Here is a 7,495-nt window from a genome sequence, read left to right as displayed (position 1 = left end):
AAGCAAAAGAATTAATAAGGAAATAGAAAACGTTAAAAGAGTTGTTCCTAAAACAAATTTCTTTGCCTTGGGACCAAGATAAGCGCCTACATATCCGGGTAAACCACAAGCTTTTTCTGTTCTTAGCGATAATTCTCCGTAAATTAAATGGATGTATAAAATAATGGCTCCCACAATAGCAAGTAAAAGTAAAGTAGGCATAACGCCAGATTGCAAACTTAAATAGGGCAGAGTAAAAACACCGGCACCGATAATCATACCTACTAAAAGAGCAATCCCTTCAAAAAGTCCCTTACGCATAAATAAAATCTTTTAAATTATTTAATTAATAGATGATTAGCTAAAAAATCACGAGCCATTTCTAACCGGACCTCGCTTTCCGTATAAAGCGTATAAAGAGTTTCGCCAGTTTTATATTGATCACCAAGGCTTTTGTTTAAATAGACACCAGCCGCTAAAGTCTCAGGAGCGCCTAAGATACGCGCCAGTTCTATAATCGCCACATTATCCATCTGTTTAATTTCGCCATCATGGTCAGCCTTGTATGCGAAAGCAACGGGAGCTAACGCTATCTCATCATAATCGGGCACAGTTCCTCCTTGAGCGTTAATAATCTCTTTGAATTTTGCCAAAGCCTGTTTGTTCTGGAGAGCCTTATAGGCTAATTTTGAGCCTTGACCCTTTCCAGCATAGCCAATAAGCTCCAAAAGCACACCAGCTAATTTCGTCGCCTTCGCCTCCAAATCCAAGGGCCTTTGCGAAAGCTGATTTAAAACGGCTATATCATCTCTAATTCCCAAGGCAGGACCAATTCCCCTGCCTACAGGGCCTTTAGCTTCTTGAATAATCACTCTTAACTTTATGCCAAATTTTTTAGCTATATATTGAAATAAAGCTATTGTTTTTTTAGCAACGATTTTATTTTTAATTTTAGTTCCTTCTCCCATAGGAAAATCTATCACTAAATGCGTTACCCCCATGGCCACTTTTTTAGCCATAATGCTGACTACCATTTTACTGAGAGGCTCTGTTCCTAAATGCTTGAGGACAGTAATAAAACGATCATCTGCCGGCGCTATTTTTAGGGCCCCGCCCCATATTAAGCAGGCATTAGTTTTTTTGACTATGTTCTCAATTTCCTCCCTGTCAAAACTAACGGGCGCAATTACACTCAAGGCATCGGCGGTACCGGCTTCGCTAGTAATAGCGCGCGAAGAAGTTTTGGGTATAATAATTCCATAGCTAGCTACTATGGAAACTATAATGGGGGTAATTTTATTCCCTGGAAGACCTCCTATGGAGTGCTTATCAGCAACAATTTTGCCAAATTTAAACATTTCCCCCGTCTCGGCGAAGGCTTTAGTCTGGAAATAAGCTTCCTCCTTAGTAAAATTATTCTCCGGAAAAGAAGAAGCAACAAAGTAAGCTAGTTCTAAATCACTCAGTTTATAATTAATGGTATCTTTAACTATAGAAACAATTTCTTTTTCTGAAAGCCGTCCGCCATTTAATTTTTTACCGATAGCTGCTAGCGACTCTGGTTTAGGCGCCGGAGCTAAAGACAATATTTCTCCAGCTTTAATCTGATATTTTTCTAAGATATCTCTAAAAATCCCTATCTCCCCTTCCTGAACGAAACTTTTGGTTAAATCAACCGCAACTTCTGTTTGATGGCTGTCCCATTTTAAGGAAATTTCATCCCCCGCGCGAATGCCATAATGCAAACCATCCGCTTCATTTACCAAAACAATCCAATTGCGCCCTGTGGCTATATCCAAGGGTACTACTTTTAAATCAAAGCGCCTTTCTGCCATATTAATTAGTTAGATATTCTTTTAAAAAATCTACTATCAAGTCGGCTACGGAAACCTTTTTAAATCTAGATGGCAAAGTATCTGTCGTTGAAATCTTTTTAAACCCAGCTGCTATTAATTTTCGAGAGGTTTCTGCGTTAGTCATATCATGCACAAACGCCAAACTTATGGAGTGCGCACCTTCCTTTGTTAACTCCTTCTTTAGCTGCAGAATCGTTCGACCGCTGGCAATAACATCGTCTACTAAAACAATATCTTTACCTTTAACGACTGTCTTTACCTGAACCCCTTTTGGCAGCGTAAATTTTACCTCTCCAGTGGCCACATTCCTAACCTTGTTAAAAACCAATGTGGCTAATTTAGTCTGCCCAACAAACTCTTGGACAAAAGGAGCTGATTCGCTGTCTGGACCAACTACTAAATCTGCTTTGCTAAACTCTACTCCCAAAATGGGAAAAGCCGAAACTACCCTCACGGGTACTTTAAAAACATTCTTCATTAGCAGTCTGTGCTCATGAGGATTAACGGTCACAAATTCGTCAACATTACTGCTAATAATATTGGCAATTAATTCAAAAGATAATGGCTCACCCCTCCTAAACGCCTTATCTTGCCTAGCATATGGGAAATAGGGCATCACCGCTATTATTTTTTTCACTTGGGGACGAATATTCGCAGTAATAAGGTAGAATCTAACTAAATAATCATTAATGGTTTCTCTCTCTAGTTTATCAATGGCTAATATCACTACGGATGTTTTGACCTCCCCCCCTAATCTTGGTTGGACTTCGCTATCTGGAAAGGTTCTGTTAATAATAGGAATATATCTAACTGAAAATTTTGAAGGGCGAGCGCGAGAAAGGTCCCGTGCTATTTTCTCAGCCAGTTTTTCACCAACAACAGTAACCGCATTTGCTTGCGCCATTTTTGTCTATAATTATTATTTATATTTATTCAAATTATCCTCTACCACTACCCCCACCCTCTTAACAAACCTACTGCTTTATCATAGCAAAAACAGTTATTGTCGTCTAATCAAAATAGCGCCAGTCTACAACAACCTCGCATTTTAATCGTAAAGCGTTTGCTTTTTCACTGTAAAAATGCCATAATAGGAAAGTTTTCAATTAGGTTCGCATTAATATTATAATTTTACTTTCAAGTTTCTATCCTTATGGCTATAACCAAAACGGCTAAGAGAGAAATTGCTAAAAATCGTAACAAGAAAAAGGCTAATGCCCCCAAACGCGACAATTGGCACTCTTTGCAAAAGAAATATATTAAATTAGTCAGCGCTGGTAAATACGAAGATGCCCATAAGCTTTTACCCAATGTCTATAAGACTTTGGACAAACTGGCTAAAGATAATTTACTTCACAAAAATAAGGCTGCTCGTTTGAAAGCCAAAAACGCCCGCATTCTTAAAACAGCTTCTACTGCTAAAAAGGCCTAGAGGCTTTGAATAAACATTGTTAACGCTGAAGAGGGGTCTAACTGACCTCTTTTTAAAATTCCATCTAACCGAGTAAGTCGATTATAAATATTCTTTAGCTTGGTAGCGCTTATTTTTTGAGCTAACCCCAAATTAGCTCTCACAGTGAAAGGCGCTAAACCGCTTTCCTTATAAACGTCCTTGCCAGTTTTTAGGGCTGATTGGATTATCAACAAACTTCTAAATCCATAAACGAGCATTGTGAGAATATATAAAGGGTGAGCTCCACTATCTAATTCTTTCTGCAACATAAACTGCGCCTTGCTTTTATCCCCTTGAGTAGTCGCCCCAATGAGGGCAAATATATTTTCATTCAAAGGCAAATAAACTAATTCTTCTAATTTAGCCAAACTCACTGTCTTCAAATCTGCCAAAGCGATTTTGGTAAGATATTGATCCATAAGACCAGTCTCCCCTTCAAAAGCAGTGGCCAAAGCTGTTAAAGCTGCCGGCTCTAAATTTATATTTTTCTTTTTGGCTTGAATGACAAGCCATTTTTTAAAATCTAGACCCTTAAGAGTCTCTGAATGATTAATATTGCCATTTTTTTTAAGCCAATGCCCTAAAGGATTATCTATCTCTTTCGCCTTAAGGTTACCCTCTACCCAAATCAAATTTTTTGTTTTGTTTGAGCTAATGTCGCTATTTTCAAAATAATCCTTTAATTTTTTCTGCTCTAATTTGCCCCACTTATTATATGCTGGCATAAAATTCTTCAGAACAATAAGACTATCGCCAGAAAAAAGAGAATTAGTAGATAGCGATTGCTCAAGCGAGCTTCCGGTAGCAGGGTCAGAGCCGTCTAAAACGAAATCTTCTATTTTAGCTCCTTGAGGAGCCAACTTTAAAAAAAGGTCTTTATAAGCAGTTCCGATTAAATAGCTATCAGAACCATAAAAAAAATATAGCATAACTCTATCTCGAATAATATCTTAAAACAAAAAATCTAAATTTTATGCCAATAAAGGTGCACTTTTTATTTCTGGCAATGAGGACAATACACAGCTGAGCGTTGCCCTATTTTTACAGTTTCCAGTAGGGTATGGCAACGAAAACATTTCTCTCCTTTGCGTCCATAAACTTTTAACTTATTTTGGTAGCTCCCCTTCTCTCCATTTGCCTGCCTGTAATCAGAAAAAGATGTTCCTTTGTTTTTAATAGCTGTTGCCAAAGTATTTTTGATAGCGACCACTAGACGAGCCGCTTCTTTTAAATTTAAGGAGGCGGATTTTCTCAAAGGGCTTAGTCTTGCTTTAAATAAAGCTTCATCCGCATAAATATTTCCCAGTCCAGCAGCTATGCTTTGGTCAAGTAAAAAGGGCTTTAAATATCTTTTGCTGGCGTGAAGTTTGGTCAAAAGAGCTTGAGCTGTTAAGGGCTCATTCCACCAATCGGGGCCTAAATTGCTTAAACGACTATTAGTATACACCTTTGTGGTTTCTATTAACTCTATTCTAGCAAATTTGCGCATATCAGATAAGGCCAACATTTTACCGCTGCGAAATTCAAAAACAACATGAATAAATCTATTGGATGAATCTATTAAAGCCAATTTTGCTTGTTTGTTGAATCTGCTGCCATCAGGTGCCCAAGTTTTAGACTTTTGGTTAAATTGCCAATGCCCCACCAAAAAATGACCGCTCATTTTTTGGTGAGCTAAAATGGTTAAGCCGCCGGAAGTATTAAATAGAATATTTTTCCCTAACCGACCGACCGATTGTATTTTCTGCCCTTTAATTTTTGCGGCTAATTGGTGAAAATTGCTTTGACAGCCAAAAATTTGGGGAACGTCTGTCCAAACATTTTTGAAAACTTCTCCTTTAATATTTTCCTGTAAATATCTAACAATAGTATAAACTTCTGGCAATTCTGGCATAAAAATTAAGGATTAAAATCAGTTTGAGGAGGAATTAAATTTTCTTGCAAGGGCAAAGTAAAACTGAAAACAGAACCGCGGCCCTCTATAGAATTAACAGAAACTTTGCCGCCATGGCTATCAATTATGTTTTTAGCGATATAGAGGCCTAAACCAGTGCCTTCGGTTTCGTTTTTAATAGCATTGCCAGCTCGGAAAAATTTGGTAAATAGCTTGCCCATTTCTCTGCTAGGAATGCCTATGCCAGTGTCTTCCACTCTAATTTCAGCATAAAGATTGTCGGAGGTTTTATTCACTTTGATTCTTACCTCCCCCTTATCCGTATTATATTTAATGGCATTATCCACAAAAATCTGCAGAGCAGTTTCTACCCGTTTAATATCAAAGACAAAATGGGGCAAAGCCGGGTCTGGCCTATAATAAGACAGGCGAATATTTCTTTTCTTGGCAACTGGCTCTAATGAACTCAAGACCGTTAAGATTGCTTCATTAAGATCGTTTTCTTTGAAGTCAAAGCCAAAGCGACCCTCTTCCACTTGGGCAATATTTAAAACATTGTTTACTGTTAAAGACAGATTGGCCAAAGCCTCTTTCATTTGAGAAACAGTTGCCAGTTGTTCGCTAGTTAAAGAGCCAAGTTCTTGTTTCATCAGCAAATCAACCGCCCAGTTTAAGCCTGTCAGGGGTGTTCGTAATTGATGGGCCGCCACTGTGATAAAATCTTTCTGGGTTCGAGCCACCGACTCCTCCTGGGTCTTATCTTGCACAATCTTTAAGAACCCCATTATCTCGTGCTTGTCATTAAAAATCTGGGTAGTAGTAATCTCTAGGGTAATTTCCTTGGGGTCGATTAATTTTAAGACCATTTTTTGCGGAAAAACGGTAGTTTGCTTTCTTAAAACTACAGGCGCTAGAGAGGGAAACATTATTTTGACTAAAAGCCCATACTCTGGGATATTGTTCATTTCTGGGGTAATTTGCTGAGAAGCAATTTTCTGATTAGTAACGCCTAAAAGAGATTCAGCCGCGGCATTAATAAAAATGATTCTGAAAGAATTGTCATAAGCAATGACTGGGTCATTAATGCTCAAGAGAATATTGCTAACTTGTTTTTGGGTGGAACTAATTTTAAAATTTTTTACTACCGCTCCGAGAATGGTTACCCAAGTTAAACTTAAAAAAACAATAGCTAAGCTGCTCACCAATAATTTCAAGGTATCGTCTAGGTAGAGAAAATTAAGGAATATTTGAACTCCTAAGGTTAGGGTCAAAAAAATCATTGGCATAATTGACCATGAGGTTAATGCCAATATCCATGGATTAGTAATCGCCTTTTTCTCTCGGTTATTGCTCGTTTGTTTAATGGAGGCCATAAATAATAGACTGTCTAACCAAAATATTATAGCTTATTTAGAACAAAGTGGAAAATAGGCCGCCCCTTATCACTGGCAGGCAGTAAAGGTATTTCAATAATAACATCGACACAAGCTAAAAAAGAGAAGGAGGAATGACTTTCTTAGCAGCAATCTTTTTCTGAGGAGAAACCTTATTGTAACTTTTGTTCCTAAAAGACGGAGGAGAATAATCTTTTGCTGGCTGGTCCAACACACCTTCCTTGGCTTTTTTTATCAAACTAGTAAAACCCAAATCTTTGAATAAGGGCTCCAGCGCTTCGTAATTAAAATCGTTAAAAACAACATCCTTCAGGCTGAAGTCTATAGGCACCTGCCTATCAATAGTTACCAGGCACTTGCTAAAATAAGCCTGGTCTTTTTGAGCCTTTAATTTTGCGATTAAACTTTTATCTTTTGCCGAAGTCAATGCGGTTGTAATGCTGCCGTTCTCTATCGCCAAATAAATATCTTCTAAACTGGGATATAAGGTTAAGAGTCTAAGCGCGCCTTTTTCTCCCACGCCTTTTACCCCCAAAATATTGTCCGAGGGGTCGCCCCTAAGGCTCTTGTAATCTATCAATTGGCCGGGGGTAAGATTAAATCTTTCTTTTATTTTAGCCGGGTCATAAAGAACCTCATTTTTAATACCCTGATGAAAAGTATAAACAGAAATCTGATTATTAACTAGCTGTAACGTATCTAAATCCCCTGTCACAATAATAATTCTCAAGTCTTGGTCGGCTTCTGCTGCCAAACGGCTTACTGTGCCTATAATATCGTCAGCTTCAAAACCCGCTTTTTCAAAATATTTTATGTCGGCTAACCGTAAAATATTTTTCACTTTATCTATTTGGACATAAAAATCCGCCTCCTGCTTAACCCTCTTCGCCTTGTATTCAGAATATTTCTCATGCCTAAA

General features: G+C 38.0%; 8 protein-coding genes. 1 reads left to right on the top strand and 7 read right to left on the bottom strand.

What is annotated here, in order from left to right:
- The 3 genes from PK547_00800 to prs form a co-directional block, all read right to left on the bottom strand.
- Positions 1–300 (bottom strand): aromatic amino acid transport family protein (locus PK547_00800; protein ID HPR91263.1); only part of this gene is annotated, 300 nt, incomplete at its 3' end.
- A gap of 17 nt (positions 301–317) precedes the next feature.
- Positions 318–1,814, bottom strand: coding sequence for a thymidine phosphorylase (locus PK547_00795; GenBank protein ID HPR91262.1), 1,497 nt, complete (start codon positions 1,812–1,814; stop codon positions 318–320).
- 1 nt (position 1,815) lies between these two features.
- Positions 1,816–2,739, bottom strand: a complete 924-nt coding sequence (gene prs / locus PK547_00790; protein HPR91261.1) for a ribose-phosphate diphosphokinase — start codon at positions 2,737–2,739, stop codon at positions 1,816–1,818.
- A gap of 249 nt (positions 2,740–2,988) precedes the next feature.
- Here prs and rpsT point away from each other — a divergent pair, with 249 nt between their 5' ends.
- Complete coding sequence (gene rpsT, locus PK547_00785; protein ID HPR91260.1) at positions 2,989–3,267, top strand: 30S ribosomal protein S20; 279 nt, start codon at positions 2,989–2,991, stop codon at positions 3,265–3,267.
- Here rpsT and holA read toward each other — a convergent pair.
- The 4 genes from holA to PK547_00765 form a co-directional block, all read right to left on the bottom strand.
- A complete protein-coding gene (gene holA / locus PK547_00780) occupies positions 3,264–4,217 on the bottom strand; it encodes a DNA polymerase III subunit delta (GenBank protein HPR91259.1) in 954 nt (317 codons plus the stop codon). The genes rpsT and holA overlap by 4 nt on opposite strands.
- 65 nt (positions 4,218–4,282) lie before the next feature.
- Positions 4,283–5,182 carry a bifunctional DNA-formamidopyrimidine glycosylase/DNA-(apurinic or apyrimidinic site) lyase gene (mutM, locus tag PK547_00775; protein HPR91258.1) on the bottom strand — a complete coding sequence of 300 codons (900 nt, stop codon included), beginning with the start codon at positions 5,180–5,182 and terminating at the stop codon, positions 4,283–4,285.
- Positions 5,183–5,187: 5 nt separating this feature from the next.
- A complete protein-coding gene (locus PK547_00770; GenBank protein ID HPR91257.1) occupies positions 5,188–6,555 on the bottom strand; it encodes a PAS domain-containing sensor histidine kinase in 1,368 nt (455 codons plus the stop codon).
- Between the two features lie 115 nt (positions 6,556–6,670).
- On the bottom strand, positions 6,671–7,495 hold an 825-nt coding region (locus tag PK547_00765), incomplete at its 5' end, for a 5'-3' exonuclease H3TH domain-containing protein (GenBank protein HPR91256.1).

The organism is Candidatus Paceibacterota bacterium, from assembly GCA_035404205.1.
GTDB lineage: Bacteria > Patescibacteriota > Minisyncoccia > UBA6257 > JAVHQB01 > JAVHQB01.
This window is presented reverse-complemented; position numbering and strand designations above follow the sequence as displayed.

What these genes read in the sequence shown, in the direction of transcription:
- rpsT (HPR91260.1), top strand. Translation starts at nt 2,989, where the DNA reads ATGGCTATAACCAAAACGGCTAAGAGAGAAATTGCTAAAAATCGTAAC.
- PK547_00795 (HPR91262.1), bottom strand. Translation starts at nt 1,814, where the DNA reads ATGGCAGAAAGGCGCTTTGATTTAAAAGTAGTACCCTTGGATATAGCC.
- PK547_00770 (HPR91257.1), bottom strand. Translation starts at nt 6,555, where the DNA reads ATGGCCTCCATTAAACAAACGAGCAATAACCGAGAGAAAAAGGCGATT.
- prs (HPR91261.1), bottom strand. Translation starts at nt 2,739, where the DNA reads ATGGCGCAAGCAAATGCGGTTACTGTTGTTGGTGAAAAACTGGCTGAG.
- mutM (HPR91258.1), bottom strand. Translation starts at nt 5,182, where the DNA reads ATGCCAGAATTGCCAGAAGTTTATACTATTGTTAGATATTTACAGGAA.
- holA (HPR91259.1), bottom strand. Translation starts at nt 4,217, where the DNA reads ATGCTATATTTTTTTTATGGTTCTGATAGCTATTTAATCGGAACTGCT.